At 63.5% G+C, this 23,185-nt stretch carries 16 protein-coding genes and 1 pseudogene; 10 read left to right on the top strand and 7 right to left on the bottom strand.

The genetic code is table 11. The annotated features are described in order from the left end of the window. Window positions 1–12: 12 nt before the first annotated feature. From PMI20_RS27165 to PMI20_RS27175, 3 genes are read right to left on the bottom strand one after another with little or no spacing between them, the layout of a single operon-like run. Window positions 13–1,521 (bottom strand): glucosyltransferase domain-containing protein, encoded by a 1,509-nt coding sequence (locus PMI20_RS27165; RefSeq protein ID WP_007923146.1) that lies wholly within the window; start codon window positions 1,519–1,521, stop codon window positions 13–15. 1 nt (window position 1,522) lies between these two features. Then, window positions 1,523–2,464: a glycosyltransferase family 2 protein gene (locus PMI20_RS27170; protein ID WP_007923144.1), complete on the bottom strand. Its 942-nt coding sequence runs from the start codon at window positions 2,462–2,464 to the stop codon at window positions 1,523–1,525. Next, on the bottom strand, window positions 2,461–2,835 hold the full coding sequence (locus tag PMI20_RS27175) for a GtrA family protein (RefSeq protein ID WP_007923142.1): 375 nt from the start codon (window positions 2,833–2,835) through the stop codon (window positions 2,461–2,463). Before PMI20_RS27175 ends, PMI20_RS27170 begins: the two co-directional genes overlap by 4 nt. A 371-nt stretch (window positions 2,836–3,206) precedes the next feature. Here PMI20_RS27175 and PMI20_RS27180 point away from each other — a divergent pair, with 371 nt between their 5' ends. Together PMI20_RS27180 and PMI20_RS27185 are read left to right on the top strand one after the other, a co-directional pair. Continuing rightward, window positions 3,207–3,803 carry a papain-like cysteine protease family protein gene (locus tag PMI20_RS27180; protein ID WP_007923140.1) on the top strand — a complete coding sequence of 199 codons (597 nt, stop codon included), beginning with the start codon at window positions 3,207–3,209 and terminating at the stop codon, window positions 3,801–3,803. 10 nt (window positions 3,804–3,813) lie between these two features. Beyond that, a complete protein-coding gene (locus PMI20_RS27185; protein WP_007923139.1) occupies window positions 3,814–4,413 on the top strand; it encodes a hypothetical protein in 600 nt (199 codons plus the stop codon). Between the two features lie 121 nt (window positions 4,414–4,534). Here the strand turns inward: PMI20_RS27185 and PMI20_RS27190 are convergent, their stop codons facing one another. Beyond that, complete coding sequence (locus tag PMI20_RS27190; protein ID WP_007923136.1) at window positions 4,535–5,956, bottom strand: amino acid permease; 1,422 nt, start codon at window positions 5,954–5,956, stop codon at window positions 4,535–4,537. A 581-nt stretch (window positions 5,957–6,537) separates the two neighbouring features. Between PMI20_RS27190 and PMI20_RS27195 the strand changes: the two genes are divergently transcribed. The 3 genes from PMI20_RS27195 to PMI20_RS27205 all read left to right on the top strand — a co-directional run bounded on the left by PMI20_RS27195 (window position 6,538) and on the right by PMI20_RS27205 (window position 11,284). After that, entirely contained in the window at window positions 6,538–9,645 is a 3,108-nt protein-coding gene (locus tag PMI20_RS27195; RefSeq protein ID WP_007923134.1) for a transglycosylase domain-containing protein, read from the top strand. A gap of 281 nt (window positions 9,646–9,926) precedes the next feature. Further along, window positions 9,927–10,502, top strand: coding sequence for a PadR family transcriptional regulator (locus tag PMI20_RS27200; RefSeq protein ID WP_007923131.1), 576 nt, complete (start codon window positions 9,927–9,929; stop codon window positions 10,500–10,502). Beyond that, window positions 10,499–11,284, top strand: a complete 786-nt coding sequence (locus PMI20_RS27205) for a siderophore-interacting protein (RefSeq protein WP_007923122.1) — start codon at window positions 10,499–10,501, stop codon at window positions 11,282–11,284. Before PMI20_RS27200 ends, PMI20_RS27205 begins: the two co-directional genes overlap by 4 nt. 65 nt (window positions 11,285–11,349) lie before the next feature. Here the strand turns inward: PMI20_RS27205 and PMI20_RS27210 are convergent, their stop codons facing one another. Beyond that, the gene (locus tag PMI20_RS27210; RefSeq protein WP_007923120.1) at window positions 11,350–12,018 is read right to left on the bottom strand and encodes a Pr6Pr family membrane protein; all 669 of its coding nucleotides are present in this window, start codon (window positions 12,016–12,018) and stop codon (window positions 11,350–11,352) included. Window positions 12,019–12,027: 9 nt separating this feature from the next. Beyond that, complete coding sequence (locus PMI20_RS27215) at window positions 12,028–12,258, bottom strand: VF530 family protein (RefSeq protein ID WP_007923118.1); 231 nt, start codon at window positions 12,256–12,258, stop codon at window positions 12,028–12,030. A gap of 350 nt (window positions 12,259–12,608) precedes the next feature. On the opposite strand from PMI20_RS27215, the gene PMI20_RS27220 reads away from it, so the two are divergent. The 5 genes and pseudogenes from PMI20_RS27220 to PMI20_RS27240 all read left to right on the top strand — a co-directional run bounded on the left by PMI20_RS27220 (window position 12,609) and on the right by PMI20_RS27240 (window position 20,417). Continuing rightward, a complete protein-coding gene (locus PMI20_RS27220) occupies window positions 12,609–14,648 on the top strand; it encodes a TonB-dependent receptor (RefSeq protein WP_284170380.1) in 2,040 nt (679 codons plus the stop codon). A gap of 303 nt (window positions 14,649–14,951) precedes the next feature. Beyond that, on the top strand, window positions 14,952–16,325 hold the full coding sequence (locus PMI20_RS27225) for a carbohydrate porin (protein WP_007929106.1): 1,374 nt from the start codon (window positions 14,952–14,954) through the stop codon (window positions 16,323–16,325). A 130-nt stretch (window positions 16,326–16,455) separates the two neighbouring features. After that, window positions 16,456–18,875, top strand: a pseudogene (locus PMI20_RS27230) (glucose/quinate/shikimate family membrane-bound PQQ-dependent dehydrogenase). Between the two features lie 712 nt (window positions 18,876–19,587). Further along, the gene (locus tag PMI20_RS27235; protein WP_007930784.1) at window positions 19,588–19,908 is read left to right on the top strand and encodes a hypothetical protein; all 321 of its coding nucleotides are present in this window, start codon (window positions 19,588–19,590) and stop codon (window positions 19,906–19,908) included. Window positions 19,909–20,123: 215 nt separating this feature from the next. Then, a complete protein-coding gene (locus PMI20_RS27240; protein WP_007930783.1) occupies window positions 20,124–20,417 on the top strand; it encodes a hypothetical protein in 294 nt (97 codons plus the stop codon). Between the two features lie 103 nt (window positions 20,418–20,520). On the opposite strand, the gene PMI20_RS27245 is transcribed toward PMI20_RS27240, so the two are convergent. Continuing rightward, window positions 20,521–22,863, bottom strand: a complete 2,343-nt coding sequence (locus PMI20_RS27245; RefSeq protein WP_007930782.1) for a putative bifunctional diguanylate cyclase/phosphodiesterase — start codon at window positions 22,861–22,863, stop codon at window positions 20,521–20,523. Window positions 22,864–23,185: the final 322 nt, after the last annotated feature.

Genomic DNA, 23,185 nt, shown 5'->3' on the forward strand with positions numbered 1-23,185 from the left:
AAGCCCGACGCCTCACCAGTGCAACGTCTTGATCGGCGCCGGTTCCTTCATGACGATAAAACCGTAATCGCCCAGCAGATAGATCCGGTAGTAGCGGCTGTCCACCAGCGGTGGATAGCCCTGGTAACCGACCAGGGTCGCATTGCGCCGCTCCCTTTCCGCGACCACGTTGGTAATACCCACCTTGGGCAGGTTCTCGGCCAGCATGAAGAAGTCGATGTTCAGCAGGTAGTGCAGCACCGGCATCTGCTTGAACGAGCCCGCGGCCGCCAGCAGCCAGTGATCGGAATAGGTCACCGACATATAGATGCGCTTGGCCTCGCGCAACGGCCGGTGGCCGGTGATGTCGCGCTCAAGGCTCGACAGCGCGCTGGCCACCAGGGTTTTCTGCACCGTCAGCACCCGGCCATAGGCGAACGACAGCGACAGCATCGCCAGCAGCGGCACCATCAGCAGCAGCGGCAAGCGCTCATGCAGCGCCGCCAACGCCAGGTGGCTCAGATAGAACAGCAGCACCCACAACACCGCGAAGCCCATCAAGGTCCGGGCGCCTTCATTGAAGTCGCGGAAAAACAGCGCGATCCCCGACACCAGCACAAGCACCAGCGGCAATGCCAGCAGGCAGACCAGGGCCATCATGACTTTTTTCAGGCCGCTGTCCGGCCGCTGGAACAGGTTCGCCCCCAGCCGCACGCAACCGGCCAGGGCGCACAGCGCCAGCGCGGCGAACACCCAGGCGAACCCGCCGTGAAACAGCAGCGCGACTTTTTCCAGCACCCTGGCGATGTTGACTTGCAGTTGCAGCAAGGGCTGCGCCGACCAATTCAGCAGCAAGGTGCGGGTCTGTTCCATGAAGGGGTAGGCGGTGACGCAATAGATCATCCAGCCCAGGGCCGCCTGGGCGATCTTCCAGCCGATCATTTCCCACCAGCGCGGCCAGGCACTCTTGTCATTGGCGCCGCGGATCACCTCCAGGCAACACAGGCCCAGGAACACATTGATGCTGATCTGATACAGCCCGATGGCCAGCGCCACCAGCAAGGCCGGCACCAGCCATTGCAGTACGCGGTACGGGTTGCGATAGGTGATGGCGTAGATCACCGCCACCAGGCTCAAGGCCATGGCCGGGCCGTCGTATTGATACGACAGGTTCTGCAGAAAGAACGGGTTGTACCAGAGCGGCAACAGCACCAGGCAGCAGGCCGCCGTCGGCTGCGGGTAGTAATGGAACGTCAGGCTCGTCAAGGCCGCGGCCATGGCGACCGTGGCGATCAGCAGCGGTAAGGGAAAGATGTTTGGCGCAGCATGGCTGAAGGTCAGGGCGTTGTAGAACAGCTCGGTAAACAGCCGCCCCTGCTCCGTCCAGGCAGTGCCGGCCGACAGCGAGCGCCAGTTGTCATCGATATAGGGAAAGTCCGCAAGGATCAGCGGCAGCACATACAACAAGGTGGCGCACAGAAAAAACAGCCAGGCCTGGCGACGCCCGAGTTCCCCGCTGAGCAAGCTGCCCATTCTGTCCATGCTAGAGCCCCAGGCGGTCTTTGCCGCCGATGACGTCCTTGATCACGTAGCGCGGCCGATGCTTGGCCTCGATGTAGATACGGCCGACGTACTCGCCGAGGATGCCGATGCCGATCAACTGCACGCCGCCGAGAAACAGAATGGCGGTCATCAACGAAGGGTAGCCGGGCACGCTGTTGCCGAAGAAGATCTTGTCCAGGACCATGTACACCGCGTAGAGCACCGCGAAAATCGAGATGCCGCCACCGATGTAGGTCCACAAGCGCAACGGCACGGTGCTGAACGAGGTGATGCCTTCCAGCGCCAGGTTCCACAGTTTCCAGCCATTGAACTTGCTCTTGCCCGCCACCCGTCCGGCGCGCTCGTATTCCACCACCACCGTGGTGAACCCGGCCCACGACAGGACGCCCTTCATGAACAGCTGATGCTCGGGCAGGGTCCGGATCACATCGACCACCTTGCGATCCATCAGCCGGAAGTCGCCGACGTTTTCCTCGATCCGGGTGTAGGCGATACGGTTCAGCAGGTGGTAGAACAGCGCCGCGCTGCTGCGCCTGAGAAAACTGTCGGCCGTGCGCCTGCGGCGTTTGGCGAGGACCACATCGGCGCCCTTCTGCCATTCCTCGATCAGCCGCGGGATGACACTGATCGGGTCCTGCAGGTCGACGTCCATGGGAATCACCGCATCGCCGCTGGCGTGCTCCAGCCCGGCGAACAACGCCGGCTCCTTGCCGAAGTTGCGCGAAAAGTTGATCAACAGCACCTGATCGTCCATCTGCGCCAGGGCCTTGACCTCTTCGGCCGTGCGGTCGGAACTGCCGTCGTTGATAAACACGATCTCGACTTCGCCCTGCTCGAACCGCAACTCGCGACGCACCGCCTGGTAAAACAGGCCGATGGCCTGCTCTTCATTGAAGACCGGAACGATCAGCGAGATCTTCATCGTTCACACTCGCGGAACACCAGGTACTTGGCGAACAGAAAACCCGCCACCAGGCTCAGGGCGGAAAACACCAGCACCGTCAGCAAGCCGGGCAGCCGCCACACATCCCCGGCATGCCCGACACCCAGGCTCAGCGCCCCCATGCCCCCCAGAAACAGCAGATAACCGCCGACCGACGCCCTGGCGGCGAAGGTGAAGCGCGCATTCATATAGAAAGAAAACGACGCCGCGACGCAAAAGGCCGCCAGGTTACTGAGCGCCTGGCTGAGGCCCGCCACCAGGCTCAGCAAAAAGAACACCAGCCAGTGGATAAAGGTGTTGGCGATGCCGATCACCGTGTATCTGGAGATTCCCTTCCATAAGAGTCTCATTGGTGACTCTCCCGCGTTGAATGTTGCTCAACTTGTATGGCAGGTTTTTCTGCCCATCGATTGGCGAAATCGCTGATCCGGCGGTCTTTCAGACGTGTGGCATCCAAGCCGGTCTGCATGGGGCCGTCGTCGTGCAAGCCCCCTCCCAGGCCTTCTCTGGCCTGATTGCCTACCCACAACGAATTGCATCAATGCATATTTAAACTTGCATAAATGCATATTGCAGCTAAGGTTACCCCTGAGCCCGACCGGAGCAGGCCATCGAGGATGGCGAACCCTACAGGCCGGTCACGGGCTTGCGAAAAACGCTGCATCGCCACACGCAACAACGACACAAGCTGGACGCTTGTTTTCACTCATGGAGGATGAAAATGTTAACCCTTGAAGACACACCCTTTACCCGTACAGGTCCTGCCAAGGCACTGCCACAGTGCCTGGTCGGCACCCTGCTCAACGCCGGACTGAGCGAAGTCGACGACAGCGCGGAACACGCCGCCCTGGCCGCCAGCCTGAACTTCAGCATTCAGCAGCAAACCCAGACCAACTGGTGCTGGGCCGCGCTGTCGGCCTCGGTCGGCAACTTTTACCGCACCGGTTCCTGGACTCAATGCGGGGTCGCCAACACTGAACTGGGGCGCAATTCCTGCTGCAACCAGCCAGGGCCGTGCAACGTATACGGCTACCTGGACTCGGCCCTGCGCACCACCCGCAGTTTTGGCGGCATGAGCCAGGGCTCGATCCAACTGTCGGCCATCGACAACCAGATCAACATGGGACGCCCCGTTGGCCTGCGCTGTGCCTGGTTTGGCGGCGGCGCGCACTTTCTGGCGATCTATGGCACCAACGGCAGCTACCTGCTGATTGCGGATTCCATCTACGGCTATTCGACCCGTGCCCTGAACACCTTCCCCCGTTCGTACAACGGCGGCGGCAACTGGACCACCACCTACTTCACCCGGAAAAACTAAGGAGGGCAGCATGCAACTGACTTATCCCAAGGCACCCGCCAACGGCGCTCAGGTACTGCGCCCGGCTCTCCAGGCGGCCCTGCAGAGCAAAGGCTTCGGCGTCAACCGCCAGTTCGCCCAGGCCACCGCCAGTAAAGTGAGCCTGTCCGAGCCCTACCGCGGCTACTCGCTGAGCCTGGAAGACCTGGCCCAGGGCAAAGGCCTGCAGCAGGCCACGCTGGGGGACTGGCATTACCTGGTATTCAGCGACGGAGTCTCGATTGCCGACGCGCAACTGGCGGAAGTCGCCGGCCAGGTCGAGTTCTCGTCGCTGAACCACGGCGCCCTGGCGTCGGCCACGGTCAATGCGCTGAACCTGGCGGAAAAGGCGCCGCACCTCAAAGGCCGGACCTTCGAGCTGCGTGTGTTGTTTGTCTCGGCGCTGCATGTCGCGGCGATCTGGCTGCACGCCAGCGATGAAGACGTGCTGATCCCCATCGAACCAACGCCCAAGCACCTGGCGAGCACCAAGCTGTACAGCGAGGCCGCGTTGCTGGCCCTGCTGGCGCCCGCCGCGCAACAAGCGAAAGCGGCGTTCGATGCGGACACCACAGGGCTGTTGGGGAGCTGACCGTTCACCGGGCTGCGGTGAACGGGCGATTGCAACACTAAAACCCGGAACCGCAGAAACAGCGCCCGCATAAAAAAGCCCCGGTCACTGACCGGGGCTTTTGGTTTTATCGCCTATGGCGTTACGACGCCGAACGCACCGCGCCCTGTTGGGCATTGTTCGGTTGCAGCTTGAACAGGTAGAACAACGCCGTCAGCAGCACCAGGAACGCCGGCCCCACATACAGCGCCACGCGGGTGTCCGGGAAGTAGGCCATCAGCCCCACCACCAGCACCAGGAACGCCAGGGCCAGGTAGGAACTGACCGGGTACAGCCACATGCGGTACTTCAGGCCGGCACGTTCCGAGGCGCTCAGGCCTTTGCGGAACTTGAGCTGGGCCAGGAGGATCATCACCCAGGTCCAGATCGCGCCGAAGGTGGCGATGGAGGTCACCCAGACGAACACTTTCTCCGGCACCAGGTAGTTGAGCAGCACGCCCAGCAGCAAGGCGAAGATCGACAGCAGCAGCGCGCGACGCGGCACGCCGTTGTTCGAGGTCTTGGCAAAACCGGCCGGGGCCTGGCCGTTCTGCGCCAGGCTGTAGAGCATGCGCCCGGTGCTGAAAATGCCACCGTTGCAGGATGACAGCGCGGCGGTGATCACCACGAAGTTGATGATGCCGGCGGCGGTCTTGATGCCCAGGCGCTCGAAGGTCATCACGAACGGGCTGCCCTGGGTGCCGATTTCGTTCCACGGGTAGATCGACAGGATCACGAACAACGCGCCCACATAGAACAGCAGGATGCGCCAGAACACCGAGCCGATGGCGTTGGGAATGGTCTTCTGCGGGTTGCGCGCTTCACCGGCGGTGAGGCCGATCATCTCCACGCCCAGGTAGGCGAACATCACCATCTGCAGGGACATCAGCACGCCGGTCACGCCGTTGGGCATGAAACCGCCGTGGGTCCACAGATTGGAGATGCCCAGCGCCACGCCGTCATTGCCGAAACCGAAGGCAATGATGCCGACGCCACCGATGACCATGGCGATGATGGTGACGATCTTGATCAGGGCGAACCAGAACTCGAACTCACCGAAGGCCTTGACCGCGATCAGGTTGATCGAGCCCATGCTCACCAGGGCCGCCAGGGCCCAGATCCAGCGCGGCACATCGGGGAACCAGATGCCCATGTACACCGCCACCGCGGTAATTTCCGCGACACAGGTCACCAGCCACAGGAACCAGTAGTTCCAGCCGGTGAGAAAGCCCGCCAGCGGGCCGAGGTAGTCTTGCGCGTAACGGCTGAAGGAACCCGCGACCGGGTTATGCACGGCCATCTCGCCGAGGGCGCGCATGATCACAAGAATCGCCAGGCCGCCGAGGATGTAGGACAGCATGATGGCCGGGCCGGCCATTTCGATGGCCTTGGCCGAACCGAGGAACAGGCCGACGCCGATACAGGCGCCAAGCGCCATCAAGCGAATATGCCGTTCGCCGAGTTCGCGTTTCAGCGGGCCGCCTTGAGCGGTCTCGCCTTGGGGCAGGTGGTTGCCAACTGGCATAGGGATACAACCTCATCTTGTTATTGGATATGAGCCACCGAGTCTGTGAGGCACGGATGGATAACCCGTGCCAACCAGATCGGATCGACCTTGTGGGCCGACACGTCTTGTAGGACAAACCCTGCAAAATCAGTGGGGTGTGCAGTATAAAAAGCTGACGACAGACTTTTTCACTCTATAAACAGCTAAATTCAGAGAGAAATCTCGGTATTTTCGGGTTTTACCGAGTGGCATTACCTGGAATTTTCGCCGTTTGTCATTTTTGAACGGCGCCGAGTATTGCACAGCCATGGTGCAGCGTCATGCCCCTACCTAGGACCTATTTACTGGTCGCGATGGCTCTATCTCAAGCTTCTTTTGCCTCGCCCCATGCCCTGTAGGAGCGAGCTTGCTCGCGATAAACCCGAGGGCGCCGCGATGCTTTGGATACACCGAGCCATCGTTGACGACCATCGCGAGCAAGCTCGCTCCTACAGGGGGAGATGAATGCTTTCAGGTCGCGCACAAATTTTTCACCATTGCCTACCACCGTCTAAGCTTCAGACAAGTCCGATCAATCTGCGTGAATGGATCAGTCGACTATGGGTGCTTTGCGACAGACCGATTCGAGTAAAAAAGTAGTGCCAACTGATCGCGTGGAAGAAGCGCCTATCCCTGAGAAATCCCATTCAAGCCGGCTTTGGTGGCGGCTGTTCTGGCTATTGCTGCTGATGGCGCTGATCGCCCTGGGCTTTGCCGCGTCCAAGGAAATGCGCACCTCGAAACTGCAGGCGCGCGAGCTCAGCAAGTTTGCCGCGGACCTGAACTATTCCATGGTGCCCGGCCCCAGCGATGCCATCGTCTACCCCGGCGCCGGGCCCTTCGACAAGCGCCTGGGCTACAGCGCCCTCGATGATTTTCTGGCGCGCCTGCTCAAGCGCGGTTACGTGGTGGAGGCCCAGACCCGCTTCTCCCCCGCCTTGATGAACTACAGCGAAAACGGCTTCTTCGTACCCTATACAGAGAAGATTCAGGCCGGGCTGTCTATCACCGATTGCCGCGCGGCGCCGCTCTATCAATTCAAGTACCCGCAACAGCTCTATTCGAACTTTGCCGCCATCCCGCCGGTGATGGTGCGCAGCCTGCTGTTCATCGAGAACCGCGAGTTGCTCGACCCCGACCAGCCCCTGGCCAACCCGGCGGTGGACTGGCCGCGCTTCGCCAAGGCCGCCTGGTCGCAAGTGGCCAAGCTCCTGCACTTGCCAGGGCAGACGGCGGGCGGCAGTACCCTGGCGACCCAGCTGGAAAAGTACCGGCACTCGCCGGACGGCCTGACCGTGTCCGGCGCGGAAAAGATCCGGCAGATGATTTCCGCCAGCGTGCGTGCCTACCAGGGCGGCCAGCAGACCCTCGAGGCCCGGCGGCGCATCATTCGCGACTACCTCAACAGCGTGCCGCTGTCGGCCGTGCCCGGCCACGGTGAAGTGCATGGCATGGCCGAAGGGCTGCGGGTCTGGTACGGCGCCGACTTCGCCCAGGTCAACGAGCAACTGGCGAGCACCGCCAGCGATCCGCAGAGCCTGGCGCAACGCGGCCTGGCCCTGCGCCAGGTGCTGTCGTTGATGATCGCCCAGCGCCGGCCTTCGCATTACCTGTCCAAGGGCCGCCGGGAACTGGCCGAACTCACCGACAGCCATATCCGCGTGCTGACCCAGAATGGCGTGATCGATGCGCCGCTGTCGGCCGCCGCCCTGGCCAGCAAGGCCACCTTCCGCGACTGGGTGCAGCAACCGACGATCCAGCCGATCGAAACCAACAAGGGCATCAGCGTCGCCCGCAGTCGCCTGGCCGGCTTGCTCAACCGGCCGCTGTACGACCTCGATCGCCTCGACCTGTCCGCCACCAGCACCCTGCAAAGCGACCTGCAACGCCAGGCCACCGAGTACCTCAAGCACCTGGCCGACCCGGTGTTCGCCGCCGAGATCGGCCTGCTCGGCGAACGCCTGCTGACGCCGACCAGCACCACCCAGGTGCGCTACAGCTTCACCCTGCTCGAGCTGACGCCGGACGGTTCGCGGGTGCGGGTCCAGACCGACAGCACCGACCAGCCCTTCGACATCAACGAAGGCAGCAAGCTGGAGTTGGGCTCCACCGCCAAGCTGCGGGTCCTGACCACCTACCTGCAGATCATTGCCGAACTGTACGAGCAGTACGGCGCCGAAACCCCGGCGGTGCTGAAGAAAGTCGAGATCGCCGAACAGGACCGCCTGAGCCGCTGGGCCGTGGACTACCTGATCCAGAACAGCGACCGCAGCCTGCCGAAAATGCTCGAGGCGGCCCTGGACCGCAAATACTCGGCCAGCCCCGGCGAGAGTTTTTTCACCGGCGGCGGGCTGCACACCTTTCATAACTTCCGCAAGGAAGACAACGGCCGCATGCCGACCCTGCGCGACGCCCTGCGCGAGTCGATCAACCTGCCCTTCATCCGCCTGATGCGCGACCTGGTGCGCTACAGCACCTATGCCGGTCCGAGCAACAGCGCCAACCTGCTCAAGGACGACGGCGACCCGCGACGCCAGGAATACCTGGCCAAGTTCGCCGACCGCGAGGGCACTTCTTTCCTCCTGCGGTTCTGGAAGAAATACCGCAACAAGGACACCCAGGCGCGCCTGGACACCTTCCTCGACAGCATGCACCCGACGCCGATCCGCCTGGCGGCCGTGCACCGCTACCTGCTGCCGGAAGCCAGCCAGGAGAGTTTCAACAGTTTCGTGCGCTCGCACCTCAAGGGCGCCAAGCTCACCGAGAAACTCACCGACGAACGCCTGGACAAGCTCTATTACAGCTACGGCCCCGGCTCCTACGACCTGCCCGACCAGGGCTACATCGCCAAGGTGCACCCGCTGGACCTGTGGCTGCTCGGCTACCTGCTGAACCACCCCGACGCCAAGTTCAGCGAGATCGTCAAAGCCAGCGAATTCGAGCGCCAGGAGGTCTACAGCTGGTTGTTCAAGAGCCGGCACAAGAGCGCGCGGGACAGCCGCATCCGCACCATGCTGGAGATCGAGGCGTTCCTCGACATTCATCAGCGCTGGCAGAAAGTCGGTTATCCGTTCGACCATCTGGTGCCCTCACTGGCGACCGCCATCGGCAGTTCCGGCGATCGCCCCGCGGCGCTGGCCGAACTGGTCGGCACCATTCTCAACGACGGTGTGCGCATGCCGACCCTGCGCATCGACAGCCTGCATTTCGCCGCCGATACGCCGTATGAAACCAAGCTGGTCAACGACCCGGCCGAGGGCAAGCGGGTGATGCCTTCGGAAGTGGCCACGGCGCTGCGCGGCGCCCTGTCACAAGTGGTGGATGCCGGTACCGCCAAGCGCCTCTCCGGCAGCTTCAAGCTAGCCGACGGCACCCCGCTGGCCATGGGCGGCAAGACCGGCACCGGCGACAACCGTATCGAGGCCATTGGCTCCGGCGGGCGGATCCTCAGTTCGAAATCCATCAACCGCACCGCCACCTTCGTGTTCTATATCGGCGAACACCACTTCGGCACCCTGACCGCCTATGTGCCGGGCGTCTCGGCGCAAGCCTTCAAGTTCACCTCGGCCTTGCCGGTCCAGGTGCTCAAGGGCATGGCGCCGATCCTCACGCCGTACCTGCAACCGGGCAGCAATACCCAATGCCTGGGCAGCCTGGCCCAACGCTGAAACCTCCCCCCGCAACGTAGCCGCCTGTAGCCGCTGCCGAGGCTGCGATCGGCTGCCTAGCGGCCGCAAACCGGGCAACCCCGTTGCTCCAGGTACCACTGCGGAGGCCGTTTTGCGAGGACTGCGTCCTCGATCGCAGCCTCGCGGGCTCGGCAGCGGCTACGGACTGTCTCGACTCTCCCCCTCTACGACAAACGGCTGGTGCGGCCAGCACGGAAGTACTTGCGCGGTCATTAAGATATATCTTAAGTTATGTCTTAACCGCACAGGAGAAAGAGAAAATGAGAGAACACCACCACCCCCACCGCGAGTACGGCGACGGCCACGACGGTTTCGAAAAACGCCCCGGGCGCGAACGCGGCGGCCGTGGCCCGCGGGTCTTCGCCCCCGGCGACCTGAAGTTGCTGTTGCTGGCGCTGATCGCCGAGCAGCCGTGCCACGGCTACGACCTGATCCGCCAGATCGAAGGCATGTTCGATGGCGCCTACAGCCCCAGCCCGGGCGTGATCTACCCGACCCTGACCTTCCTCGAAGAGAGCGAACTGATCAGCGGCGACGCCGAAGGCGGGAAAAAACGCTACAGCGTGACCGAGGCCGGCCGTCTGTCCTTACAGGACCAGGCGATTGCCCTGGATGGCGTGCGCATGCGCATCGACGTCAGCAAGCGCTCGCTGCGCGGCCACGATCGCCCGGCGGAAATCCACGAGGCGGTGCACAACCTGCGCCACGCCCTGCAGATGCACCACGGCCGCTGGAACCCGCAAGAAATACTGCGAGTCCGCGACCTGCTGAACAACACCGCCCGCGCCATCGTCGACGGCCCGGCCAACCCTTCTGCTCAGGAGTCAGCTGAATGACCGTAGACACTTCGCCATCGATTCATCGGGTCAGCCACGAGATCAAACGCCGCCGCCTGGAAGTGCTGCGGGTGGTCGACCTGACCCCGCGCATGCGTCGCATCACCCTGGGCGGGCCGGAACTGGCCGGCTTCATCAGCCTGGGCAGCGACGACCATATAAAGCTGCTGTTCCCGCAGAACGCCGAACAGCAGGCGGCCCTTGAAACCCTGGTGCTGGGCCCGGGCAAGGACAACGGCGCGATGCCGGCCATGCGCGACTACACGCCACGACGCTACGACCTGGACATCGGTGAACTGGATATCGATTTCGTGCTGCACGGCGACGGCCCTGCCTCGACCTGGGCCGAGCAGGCCAAGCCCGGTCAGTTCCTGCATATCGGCGGGCCGCGCGGCTCGATGATCGTGCCGGACATCTTCGACAGCTACCTGCTGATCGGCGATGAAACCGCGCTGCCGGCGATTGCCCGGCGCCTGGAAGAATTGCCGGCCGGGCGCCGGGTGCTGGCGGTGATCGAGATCCAGGACGCCGCCGAGCGCCAGGTGCTGCAGAGCGCGGCGCAGGTCGAGGTGATCTGGGTCGAGCGCGACGGCGACCAGCAGGACCTGATCGGCACCGTGCGCGGGCTGCAGGTACCGAGTGGCAAGCTGTACGCCTGGGTGGCCACGGAAAGCAAAGTCTCGCGGCAGATTCGCCGGGTGCTGCTGGACGAACACCGGCTCGACGACGAGTTCGTCAAGGCCGCCGGTTATTGGCGCCTGGACAGTAGCGAAGAAGAGTGACGGACTGCCAAGCCTCGTCCCTACAGACCCGCCTCTGTAGGAGCGAGGCTTGCCCGCGAAAGCATTCAGCCAGATGACACCGAGCCAGCTCCCCGCCACCGATCAATGCCCACCAACAGCAGCGCCACCAGCACGAACCCCGCCAGAATCCCCAGCGCATTCACGAACGCCTGCGCATAGCCCAGCTTGCCCACGTCGAGAAAAGGATAGGGATACAGCCCCAGCACGTGCCCGCGCAGCAGCACATAAGCGAAGTACAGCAGCGGGTAGAGCATCCACCCGGCGACATGTTGCAGCCCCAGGCGGCCCTTGGGCACGCAGCACCACCAGTAGACGAGAAACAGCAGCGGCATCACGTCGTGCAGCAACTCGTCCGCCACCAACTGCCAGCCCTGGGGATGCCACAGGTGACGCAGCAACAGGCTGTACGCCAGCCCCACCACCACAATGCTGACCGCGATGCCGCTGCTGACCCAGGGTTGCAGAAAGAACCGCTGCCCGCGCGAGCTGCGCAGGTTCAAGGCGCAGGTCAGCACCACCGCCACCAGGGTGTTGGTGAGCACGGTGAAGAAACTGAAAAAGTTGATCAGCCCGCCCAGCAGGCTGGCGCCCACTGTCCAGCGCAGATGGAGGATCAGGTACAGCTGGATCGTCAGCGCCAACCAGCCGAGCAACGCGGCCAGCGCGGTGAACAGCCGTTTGCCGCCTGAAGGAAAAACCGGCTCGACAGCCATCGAAGGTCCTTAGAGCGGGCGTTTGGTGCGCTGCAGTTTCACGTACAGCTGCTCGACTTTCTCCCGCGCCCAGGGCGTCTTGCGCAGAAAGGTCAGGCTCGACTTGATGCTCGGGTCGCTCTTGAAGCAACGGATATCGATGCGCTCGGCCAACCCCTGCCATTCGTAGTGTTCCACCAGCGCCTTGAGGATCTGTTCCAGGGTGACGCCGTGCAGCGGGTCGTTGTTCGTTGCAGTCATGCCGGGCCTTCGAGCAAGAGAAAAAGGAAGTCGCGCACCTTAGCCGAGGCTTCGAGCCCGTGGAAGGGCGAACACTCATCAACTGTAGCCGCTGCCGCAGGCTGCGATAGCGCCGAAGGCGCTCATGCACCTGAGATCGCCGCGAGCGTTCCGCTCGATCGCAGCCTGCGGCAGCGACTACATCGGAACGAATGCCCCCCTTCTCCTGAAAAGTTCCTTTCTTTTTGTGCAGAAAGAGATGTTATATTATATCAATACAAAACAAACCCCTGATCCAGACACCTCGCCGTGTCACGCCTGTTCTCTTTTGACTCAAAGCGCACAGCCTTGCGCTTGCCAAGGAATGACCGATGTCCCTCTCTGCCCCCCGCCCTTCTCGCTCCTTACTCTGGCGCCTGACGCCGCTGTCCGCCGCCTTGCTGTTCGCCTCCCAGGCCCAAGCCCTGGAGTTGCAACCGCAGGTCATCACCGCCAACCCCCTGGGCAGCCAGCAAACGGCAGCGCCAAGCACGGTACTGGAAGGCGACGATCTGACCCTGCAACAACAAGGCAGCCTCGGCGAAACCCTGAATAAACAGCCGGGCGTGTCTTCGTCCTACTTCGGCCCGGGCGCCAGCCGGCCGATCATTCGCGGCCTGGACGGCGATCGCATTCGCCTGCTGCGCAACGGTGTCGGCGCCCTGGATGCGTCGTCGCTGTCCTACGACCACGCCGTGCCGCTGGACCCGGTCAACGTCGAGCGCATCGAGATCGTCCGCGGCCCGGCCGCCCTGTTGTATGGCGGCAGCGCCATCGGCGGCGTGGTCAACACCTTCGACAACCGCATCCCCACCGCAGCCATCGAAGGCATCCACGGTGCCGGTGAATTGCGTTACGGCGGTGCCGACACCACCCGCAGCAGCGCGGGCAAGCTGGAAGCCGGCAACGGCACCTTCGCCTTGCACCTGGACGCCAACTCGCGGCAGTTCAACGACCTGAAAATCCCCGGCTACGCCCGCAGCCGCCACGCCCCAGCGAGTGAAGACGGCAACGGCAAAAAAGGCCGCCTGGGCAACAGCGACGGCCGTCAGGACGGCGGCGCCATCGGCGGTTCCTACACCTGGGACGACGGTTACGCCGGGCTGTCCTACAGCAACTACGACTCCAACTACGGCTCGCCCGCCGAAGACGACGTGCGCATCCGCATGAAGCAGGATCACTACGCCTTCGCCTCGGAACTGCGCAACCTCGACGGCCCCTTCAGCTCACTGAAGTTCGACGCCGGCTACACCGATTACGAGCACCGCGAAATCGAAGGCGGCGAGACCGGCACCATTTTCAAGAACAAGGGTTACGAAGCCCGGGTCGAAGCGCGCCACCAGCCCCTCGGCCCGCTCAATGGGGTGATCGGCACCCAGGTCAGCCGCAGCGAATTTTCCGCGCTCGGCGAAGAAGCCTTCGTACCCCAGACCGATACCGACAGCGCCGCGCTGTTCATCCTCGAAGAATTGCAGGCCACCGAGCGCCTGAAACTCAGCCTCGGCGGGCGCCTGGAACACACCCGCGTCGACCCGGACAGCAAAGGCAACGAGCGCTTTAGCCAGGCCGACAGCTCCAACAGTTTCACCGCCGGCAGCCTGTCGTCCGGCGCGGTCTACACCCTGACGCCGATCTGGTCCGTGGCCGCCACCCTGGGCTACACCGAACGCGCGCCGACCTTCTACGAGCTGTATGCCAACGGTGCCCACGTGGCCACCGGCACCTATGAAGTCGGCGACGCCAACCTGTCGAAAGAAAAAGCCGTGTCCAGCGACCTGGCCCTGCGTTTCGACAACGGCACCCACAAAGGCAGCGTCGGGGTGTTCTACAGCCACTTCTCCAACTACATCGGGCTGCTCGGTAGCGGGCGCACCCTCAACGATGAAGGCGAGGAAGACGCAGGCGGCATGCCGGAATACACCTACTCCGGGGTCCGCGCGCGGTTTGCCGGGATCGAGGCCCAGGACCACTGGAAGCTCGGCGAAAGCGCCTACGGCAAGTTCGCCCTGGAACTGTCCGGCGACTACACCCGCGCCAAGAATCTGGACAACGGTGAAGCCCTGCCACGCATCGCGCCGCTGCGCCTGAACAGCGGCCTGCTGTGGGAACTGGATCGCTGGCAGGCGCGCATCGATGTCGAACACGCCGCCAGCCAGCGTCGCGTGCCGGACAACGAAAGCGGCACCGACGGCTACACCACCCTGGGCGCCAGCGCCGGTTACCACTTCGACATCGGCAGCAGCCAGTGGCTGGCCTTCGTCAAGGGCGAGAACCTGACCAACCAGACCGTGCGCTACGCCAGCTCGATCCTGCGCGACATCGCCCCGGCCCAGGGGCGCAGCATCGAGGTCGGCTTGCGCACCACCTTCTGAGGCTCTGACCCGCGACGACCTGCAACGGGCCGTCGCGCCACGGCTTTCCTGGCATTCACCGCGCCAGCAGGCCCTATGCTCCAGGCGGCGAGACAGTACTGTTACCGAATCCGAAATGATTCATGTCAACAAAAGCCCTTTCTCTCGCCTGGCCCCTGATTTATTCTTCGCGCCGCTCAGGCTGAAACCTTTAATCCTGCCCTTTGAATCAGCTGTATTAACGTGCTCGCACTGCCGCGAACCGAGCCACGTCGAGCCTTTGCTTGCCTGCCCATTTCCTTGAATAAGACCAAGACTTCACCTATGCCAGACGTTCAAACCTTTAAAGACAGCGCTGTCTCTCACCCTGCCGCCCTGCACCAAACCATGACCCTGCTCGGCGCCCTCGGCCTGGCTACCTGCGCCCAGGCCGCGCCGGCCTTCGACAGCGAGTCCCCGTGGATGCTCGGCGACTGGAATGGCAACCGCACCGAGCTGGCGAAAAAAGGCTACGACTTCAAGATCGACTTCGTCGGCGAAATGGGCGCCAACCTGCATGGCGGTTACGACCATGACCGCACCGCGCGCTTCAGCGACCAGTTCGCCTTCGGCAGCCACCTGGACCTGGGCAAGATCCTCGGCTGGAACGATGCCGAGTTCCAACTGACCATCACCAAGCGCGACGGCGACAACATCAGCAACGACCGCATCAACGACCCGCGGGTCGGTGGCTTCACCTCGGCCCAGGAAGTCTGGGGCCGCGGCCAGACCTGGCGCCTGACGCAGATGTGGTACCAGCAGAAATTCTTCGACCAGAAACTCGATATCAAGGTCGGCCGGTTCGGCCAGGGCGAAGACTTCAACAGCTTCCCCTGCGACTTCCAGAACCTGGCGTTCTGTGGCTCCCAGGTCGGCAACTGGGCCGGCAGCGTCTGGTACAACTGGCCGGTCAGCCAGTGGGCGCTGCGGGTCAAATATCACCTGACCCCTGAGCTCTACGCGCAGATCGGCGCCTATGAGCAGAACCCGTCCAACCTCGAGCGCGGCAATGGCTTCAAGCTCAGCGGCAGCGGCACCCAGGGCACCCTGCTGCCAGTGGAACTGGTGTGGACGCCGAAGCCGGGCGGCCTGCCGGGTGAATACCGCGCCGGTTACTACTACAGCAGCGCCAAGGCCAGCGACGTGTACAAGGACAGCAACGGCCAGCCGGCGGCCTTGAGCGGCGAGGCCTATCGCAGCAGTTCGAGCAAGCACGGCCTGTGGCTGGGCGCGCAACAGCAAATCACCAGCCTGGCCAGCGACCACTCGCGCGGCTTGAGCCTGTTCGCCAACGCGACGATGCACGACAAGAAGACCAACGCCATCGACAACTACGTCCAGGCCGGCCTGGTCTACAAGGGCCTGTTCGATGCGCGCGCCAAGGACGACATCGGCTTCGCCATGGCCCGGGTCCACGTCAACCCGGCCTACCGCAAGAACGCCGAAGCGAGCAACCAGGCCAACCTCATCCAGGACTACGACAACCCGGCCTACCTGCCGCCCCAGGACACCGAATACAGCGCCGAGCTGTACTACGGCGTGCATGTCACTAATTGGCTGACCGTGCGCCCGAACCTGCAATACATCCGCCACCCGGGTGGCGTGGACAAGGTCGACGACGCACTGATCGGCGGGATCAAGATCCAGAGCTCGTTCTGAGGCGCACCGGCAACGCGCCCAATCTGAATAAAACTGTTTTTCCCAAACACTGCTGAACCATGCCCGCGCCTGATCGTCATCTACAGTGAACAAGCGCGGGACTACCTTAAACGTCACGGAGAACCACACTATGAGCACTGATGGTGCTTCAAGTCCGAGCCGCCTGCTGCCGAGCCTGCTCGGCATCTTGCTGCTGCTAATGGGCCTGGCCATGCTGGCCGGGGGATCAAGCTGAGCATGCTCGGCGGCTCGCTGTACTACCTGTTGGCCGGTATTGGCCTGATCGTCAGCGGCATCCTGCTGCTGGCCGGTCGTAGTGCCGCGCTGCTCGTCTACGGGGTGGTGCTGTTCGCCAGCTCCGTCTGGGCGCTGTGGGAAGTCGGCCTGGACTGGTGGCAACTGGTGCCACGCCTGTCGCTGTTCTTTGCCCTGGGCGTGGTTCTGCTGCTGCCATGGTTCCGTCGTCCGCTGCTGCGCAACGGCCCGGCGCCTGTGAGCACCGCGGTACTGGGCGTGGCTGTGGTCCTGGCCGGCGGTGCCGCGATCAACAGCCAGTTCACCAATCCGGGCGAGATCTCGGGCGAACTGGGCCGTGCAAGCGCCGACACCACCAGCGCCGCGCCGACCATGCCCGAAGGCGACTGGCAGGCGTATGGCCGCACCGAGTTCGGTGACCGCTACTCGCCGCTGACCCAGATCACTCCGGCCAACATCGGCAAGCTGCAGGAAGCCTGGCGCATCCGCACCGGCGACATGCCGACCGCCAAGGACCCGGTGGAAATCACCAACCAGAACACCCCGCTGAAGGTCAACGGCATGCTCTATGCCTGCACCGCCCACAGCCAGGTGCTGGCGCTGGACCCGGACACCGGTAAGGAAATCTGGCGTTTCGACCCGAAAATCCAGGGCCCGAACGGCGATGACTTCCGTGGCTGGGCACACATGACCTGCCGCGGCGTGTCGTACTACGACGAAGCCAGTTTCAACAAAAGCGACGCCATCAGCACCCCGGCCAGCCTCTCGGCCGCCGGCCAGGCGATCGCCGCCAGCTGCCCGCGTCGCCTGTTCCTGCCGACCGCCGACGCGCGCCTGATCGCGATCAACGCCGACACCGGCAAGGTCTGCGAAGACTTCGGCAACAAAGGCGCCGTGGACCTGAAGGCCGGTATCGGCCCGTTCACCCCGGGCGGCTACTACTCGACGTCGCCAGCCGCCATCACCCGTAACCTGGTGATCATCGGCGGCCACGTGACCGACAACGAGTCGACCAACGAACCGTCCGGCGTGATCCGCGCCTTCGACGTGCACGACGGTCACCTGGTGTGGAACTGGGACGCCGGCAACCCCGACGTCACCACGCCGCTGCCGGAAGGCCAGACCTACACCCGCAACTCGCCGAACATGTGGTCCCTGGCCAGCGTCGACGAGAAGCTGGGCCTGGTCTACCTGCCGCTGGGCAACCAGATGCCTGACCAGTGGGGCGGCAACCGCACCGCGGGCGCCGAGAAGTTCAGCGCCGGCACCGTGGCCCTGGACATCGACACCGGCAAGCTGCGCTGGAACTACCAGTTCACCCACCATGACCTGTGGGACATGGACGTGGGCAGCCAGCCGACCCTGGTGGACATGAAGACCGCGGACGGCATCAAGCCGGCGCTGATTCAGCCGACCAAGCAAGGCAGCCTGTATGTGCTGGACCGTCGCGACGGCACCCCGATCGTGCCGATCCAGGAAGTACCGGCGCCGGGCGGTGCGGTCGAAGGTGACCACACCGCGCCGACCCAGGCCCGTTCGGACCTGAACCTGCTGCCGCCGCCGCTGGAAGAAAAAGGCATGTGGGGCGCCACGCCGTTCGACCAGATGCTGTGCCGCATCCAGTTCAAGGAACTGCGCTACGAAGGCCAGTACACCCCGCCGTCGATCCAGGGCAGCCTGGTCTATCCGGGTAACGTCGGTGTGTTCAACTGGGGCAGCGTGTCGATCGACCCGGTCCGTCACCTGCTGTTCACCAGCCCGAACTACATGGCCTTCGTTTCCAAGCTGGTGCCGCGCGCCGAAGTCGCCGCCGGCAGCAAGCGCGAAAGCGAAACCTCCGGTGTGCAACCCAACACCGGCGCGCCTTACGCGGTGATCATGCATCCGTTCATGTCGCCGTTCGGCGTACCTTGCCAGGCCCCGGCCTGGGGCTACGTGGCCGGTATCGACCTGACCACCAACAAAGTGGTGTGGAAGCACAAGAACGGCACCAGCCGCGACAGCTCGCCGGTACCGATCGGCCTGCCCATCGGCGTGCCGAGCATGGGCGGCTCGATGGTCACCGCCGGTGGCGTGGGCTTTCTCAGCGGCACCCTGGACCAGTACATCCGCGGTTATGACGTGAACAACGGCAAGGAACTGTGGAAATCCCGCCTGCCAGCGGGCGGCCAGGCCACGCCGATGAGCTACACCGGCAAGGATGGCAAGCAGTACGTGCTGGTGGTCGTGGGTGGCCACGGCTCGCTGGGCACCAAGATGGGCGACTACATCATCGCCTACAAACTGTCGGAATAAGCCTTACCGGCGGTGAATGAAAAGGCGGCTACCTGCGGGTAGCCGCCTTTTTTTGTGGGTGGCGTTTGGAGGGAGTTTCTTCGGCCTTTCATTTTTGTATTGCCCGGCCTGACGTCATCGCGAGCAAGCTCGCTCCTACAAGGACGGTGCAATACCTGTAGGAGCGAGCTTGCTCACGATAGGGCCCGCCCAACCACCAACAAGGCGCCCAGGCGATAACGGTTCATGTAGCCGCTGCCGAGCCCGCGAGGCTGCGATCGTCTGCGCAGCAGACGCAAGGGCGGTATCCCCCATCGGCCTGAGACACCGCGTTGTCTGGTTTGGCGTCCGCTTTGCGGCCGATCGCAGCCTCGCGGGCTCGGCAGCGGCTACAGGGCCAATATTGATCCGAGATCGGTGTGGCAGTGGTTATAGCGAAAATTCCTACAACACGCGTCGACTCCCATCACCTTGTCCCGCCGGGCCCCGGACTCTATGGTTTGCCTGTCACTGCAAACTCAGTGACAGGGTGTGGAAGCCCTTATATCGTTAGGCGCGCAAAGCAACGTGAGTCAGGCGTTTTTTCGCCTGCACTTTATGGCGGCTGTGCGTGGGGCACTCTTGAGTGCGCCGGGTGCCTAACGTCCCGGTCTTCCACACCTGCGTACAGCCGCCACCTGATTACGTGGAAGTGATTTCTGGCGACTCCGACTCATACGTTAGGAACAGACCAATGAAAAAACTCACTCCCGATCCACCCGCGCTTATCGACGACCCCTCACCCCGCCGCTACATGGCCCTGACCAGCAACGACTGCACCATCCCCGCCTTGCTGATCGACACCCAGGCGCCCCTGGATGTGCTGCACGAAGCCGCCGCCCACCGCATCCGCGCCGCGGCCCAGTTGCTGGAAAACCTCGCCAGCGACGCCAACCTGCACGGCAACCCGGCGCTGCTCCAGGATTTCGCCCAGCTCTGCGTCATCCCCCTGCGCGACGGTTGCGACCTGCTGGACGTACTCGGCCGGCGCCTGCAGGAACAACTGCTGAGCTGAACCTCGATCCGGGGCCGGCGACCTTCTGCCGGCCCTGACCCCATACCCCGCCCCCCGCAATTGCAAAGGGACATTAGCCCATCTGTGCTAATCGACCCTCCCCCACCCCGGCGATATAGTGCCAACCACTCACTCGCTCTTCTCAACACCGACGCTCTGCGGTGTCGGGGTCGGCTGCGCCGTAGAAAACACAACAATGCCAAGGAAGAATCACCATGAACCTCCACCCCACTGCTCGTCCCCTCGCCCTGCTCGGCATCCTGGCTCTCGCCCTGGGCGGTTGCGCCATTGCCAAACCCAGCAACGACGACCTCAAGAACCGCGCCCAGACCACCCTCGGCAAGCCCGTGACCACGGTCTCCAATGTGCGCAGCGACGCTTCCCAGACCTACTTCACCGCCAGCACCAGCAACGGCGAATACAATTGCATCCTGCCCAGTGGCGGCATGGTCGCCTTCGCCTCCATGGGCGGCGTCGTAGCGCTCCCCGCCGAGTGCACCAAGCAGTAAGCCGCGGCCCCATCGCCGAGGGTTCATGGCGACAGAGTCCACACCGTGAAGCAGGGCCTGCAGATCTCTGGCTGCAGCGCCCGGTGCGGCCACACAGGGCTGCTCAGCTGGAAATCCGCGACTTCAACAGCCAGGCCTCGAAGGCTGCGGCAGTCAGCGGCCGGCTGATCAGGTAGCCCTGGGCCGTGTCGCAATGCCAGCGCTCCAGCAGGCGCAGGCTGCGCTCCTGCTCCACCCCTTCGGCCACCACCTTGAGCCCCAGGTTGTGGCTCATCTCGATGGTGGAACGCACGATCACCGCGTCGCCGCTGGTTTCGTCGAGGTTGCGGATAAACGACTGGTCGATCTTCAGCTCCTGCACCGGCAGCCGCTGCAATTGCGCCAGCGACGAGTAGCCAGTGCCGAAGTCGTCCACCGACAGGCTGATGCCGCAGTCGCGCAGACTCTGCAACACCTCCAGCGCCTGCTCCGGGTGACGCATGATGGCGCTTTCGGTGATCTCGAAAATCAGTTGCTCGGCGGACAACCGATAACGCTGCAGCAACACGCTCACCCGCGCCGCCAGGTCGTGGCCATGCAGGTCGTCCGCCGAGATGTTCAGCGACAACTGCAGATGCAGCCCGCGCATGTTCCATTCGGCCAGTTGCCGCATGCCCTCCTCGATCACCCACAGGGTCAGGCTGTTCATGCTGCCGGTGCGCTCGGCCAGGGGGATGAACTCCGTCGGCGAGACCATGCCGAACTCCGGATGCTGCCAGCGCAGCAGGGCTTCGGCCTGGTGCACATGGCCGTGACGCAGGTCCAGCTTGGGCTGGTACAGCAAGAACAGCTCGCCTTCCGCCGCGGCCCGGCGCAGGTCGCGGATCAGTCCGATCTGGCGCTGATGGGCCAGGTCGCGGTCCTGCTGGTAGATCTGCAGGTAACCGGGCTGGGCGGCCGCGTCGTGGCGGGCGATGGCGGCGCGGCTGATCAGCTCTTCCGCCGATTGCCCGTCGGTGGGGTAGACCGCCACGCCGATGCACACCTGGCGCTGCACTTCATCGCCACGCAGGGGCTGCGGCCGGCTCAATAACGCATGGAGCCGGTCGGCCATGGCCACCGCGCCATCGATCTCGGTATTTTCCAGCAGCAACAGAAACTCGTTGGCGGTGATGCGCGCGGCGGTGTCGCCGGTGGACACCGTCTCCGACAGCCGCCGGCTGACTTCGCGCATCATCTGCTCCACTCCTTCCGGGCCCAGGCCTTCGTTGATCGCCCGATAGTCCTCGATGCCCAGGTACAGCAGCACCACCTTGCGCCCGGCGCTGATGGCGTTGCTCAGGCGCTCCATGGCCAGCGCCCGGTTGGGCAGGCCGGTCAGGGGGTCGTGCAGGGCGTTGTGGGCCAGTTGCAGCTCGCGGCTGGCAATCCCGCTCTGCATGGCGTTGATCGCCTCGGCCAGCAAGCCGAACTCGTCGGTGCGCTTGAGCACCACCGGCACCTGGTAGTTGCCGGCGCCGATGCGTTGGGCGGCATCGGCCAGCACATTCAACGGCCGCGACACCCGCCGCGCCATGAACAGGGCGCCGGCCAGCGACACCACCAGCGCCACCAGGGCAATCACCAGGAACTCGCGGTCCAGCGGCGCGAAGGCCTGCAAGGCGTGATCCAGCGGGCTTTGCAGCAACGCCAGAACCTTGGGGTCGTCGGGATCGTCGGTATTGGCCAGTTGCAGGGCCTGATTGAGGAAGCGCTTGCCGTGAGCATCGCTCAACTGTGGTCGCGCGCGCCAGGACGCATTGCGCAGGGTGGTGATGATGGTCGCCCAGAAAATGTCCGGCTGAGTGCTGAACAGCTCCCCCGCGCGCCCGTCCTGCAGGGTGAGGAATGACACCTCCAGGTTGCTCATGGAGCGCAACTCGCTGGCGAACAGGTCGTCCATGCGAAACGCCATGACCACCCGATTCATGTGCATCGGCGTCAGTACCTGCCCCTGGACCAGCAGATAAGGCTGGCCCTTGAGCGCGACGATCAACATGCTTTTGCTCTGCCGCAGGGCCGTGCGCAATGCTCGGTCATAGGGGAAATGCTCACGCTCGGCGATCGCCCCCAGGGTGCTGGCGATCACCGTGCCTTCGGCGCCGAGCACGAACAGCTCGCTGCCGCGGGTGCCAGTGCCATGCTGACGCAGCGCCTCCAGAATCGCCCGCGAGTCGCCGCTGATCACCGCCTCACGGAACTGCGAGTCCACCACCAGCCAGTCCACGCCATAACGCAAGCGCCGACCGCGCAGTTCGAGCAGGCGTTCGAAGACCCGGGCGCCGGTTTGCAGCTGCACTTGCGCCTGGTTTTCCACCGCATGATTGGTCGCGGCCTTGACGGCGAAATACACCACCCCGATCACGATCAACAGCAACAACGCCAATACCCCAGTGATCCTTACCTGGAACGTATGGCGCCACTTCATGAGACGGCTCTCGTCGCCGCGACCTCACTGTTGTCGACCCTGCACCCCCACGGCGACACCCGCCGCTCCCCGCTGAAAAGTCCTTTGATCATTACGCGTCCCTCTGGGCAGCTAAAGATGCGTCAAATAAATGCCATTTTCCTGACAACATTTAATCGGTCCAGATTAGACTGCCAAGAGAAGAAGATCACGCAATAAAATCAGGGGGTTCATAAAGTCATTTTTTTGTCACCGCCAATTTACCAACGTTCTTGCGCAGAAATGACAGCCTCACAATCAGCGCTTTGGAGGCTGCACTGCGTTGCGGCGACAAGGACTGAAA

Source organism: Pseudomonas sp. GM17 (assembly GCF_000282175.2).
GTDB classification, from domain to species: domain Bacteria; phylum Pseudomonadota; class Gammaproteobacteria; order Pseudomonadales; family Pseudomonadaceae; genus Aquipseudomonas; species Aquipseudomonas chlororaphis.

Excerpts from the sequence above, each read along its gene's own strand:
- PMI20_RS27170 (WP_007923144.1), bottom strand. The coding sequence starts at position 2,464 with ATGAAGATCTCGCTGATCGTTCCGGTCTTCAATGAAGAGCAGGCCATC.
- PMI20_RS27220 (WP_284170380.1), top strand. The coding sequence starts at position 12,609 with ATGTCCCTCTCTGCCCCCCGCCCTTCTCGCTCCTTACTCTGGCGCCTG.
- PMI20_RS27185 (WP_007923139.1), top strand. The coding sequence starts at position 3,814 with ATGCAACTGACTTATCCCAAGGCACCCGCCAACGGCGCTCAGGTACTG.
- PMI20_RS27205 (WP_007923122.1), top strand. The coding sequence starts at position 10,499 with ATGACCGTAGACACTTCGCCATCGATTCATCGGGTCAGCCACGAGATC.
- PMI20_RS27245 (WP_007930782.1), bottom strand. The coding sequence starts at position 22,863 with ATGAAGTGGCGCCATACGTTCCAGGTAAGGATCACTGGGGTATTGGCG.
- PMI20_RS27190 (WP_007923136.1), bottom strand. The coding sequence starts at position 5,956 with ATGCCAGTTGGCAACCACCTGCCCCAAGGCGAGACCGCTCAAGGCGGC.
- PMI20_RS27240 (WP_007930783.1), top strand. The coding sequence starts at position 20,124 with ATGAACCTCCACCCCACTGCTCGTCCCCTCGCCCTGCTCGGCATCCTG.
- PMI20_RS27200 (WP_007923131.1), top strand. The coding sequence starts at position 9,927 with ATGAGAGAACACCACCACCCCCACCGCGAGTACGGCGACGGCCACGAC.
- PMI20_RS27195 (WP_007923134.1), top strand. The coding sequence starts at position 6,538 with ATGGGTGCTTTGCGACAGACCGATTCGAGTAAAAAAGTAGTGCCAACT.
- PMI20_RS27175 (WP_007923142.1), bottom strand. The coding sequence starts at position 2,835 with ATGAGACTCTTATGGAAGGGAATCTCCAGATACACGGTGATCGGCATC.
- PMI20_RS27235 (WP_007930784.1), top strand. The coding sequence starts at position 19,588 with ATGAAAAAACTCACTCCCGATCCACCCGCGCTTATCGACGACCCCTCA.
- PMI20_RS27180 (WP_007923140.1), top strand. The coding sequence starts at position 3,207 with ATGTTAACCCTTGAAGACACACCCTTTACCCGTACAGGTCCTGCCAAG.
- PMI20_RS27225 (WP_007929106.1), top strand. The coding sequence starts at position 14,952 with ATGCCAGACGTTCAAACCTTTAAAGACAGCGCTGTCTCTCACCCTGCC.
- PMI20_RS27210 (WP_007923120.1), bottom strand. The coding sequence starts at position 12,018 with ATGGCTGTCGAGCCGGTTTTTCCTTCAGGCGGCAAACGGCTGTTCACC.
- PMI20_RS27165 (WP_007923146.1), bottom strand. The coding sequence starts at position 1,521 with ATGGACAGAATGGGCAGCTTGCTCAGCGGGGAACTCGGGCGTCGCCAG.
- PMI20_RS27215 (WP_007923118.1), bottom strand. The coding sequence starts at position 12,258 with ATGACTGCAACGAACAACGACCCGCTGCACGGCGTCACCCTGGAACAG.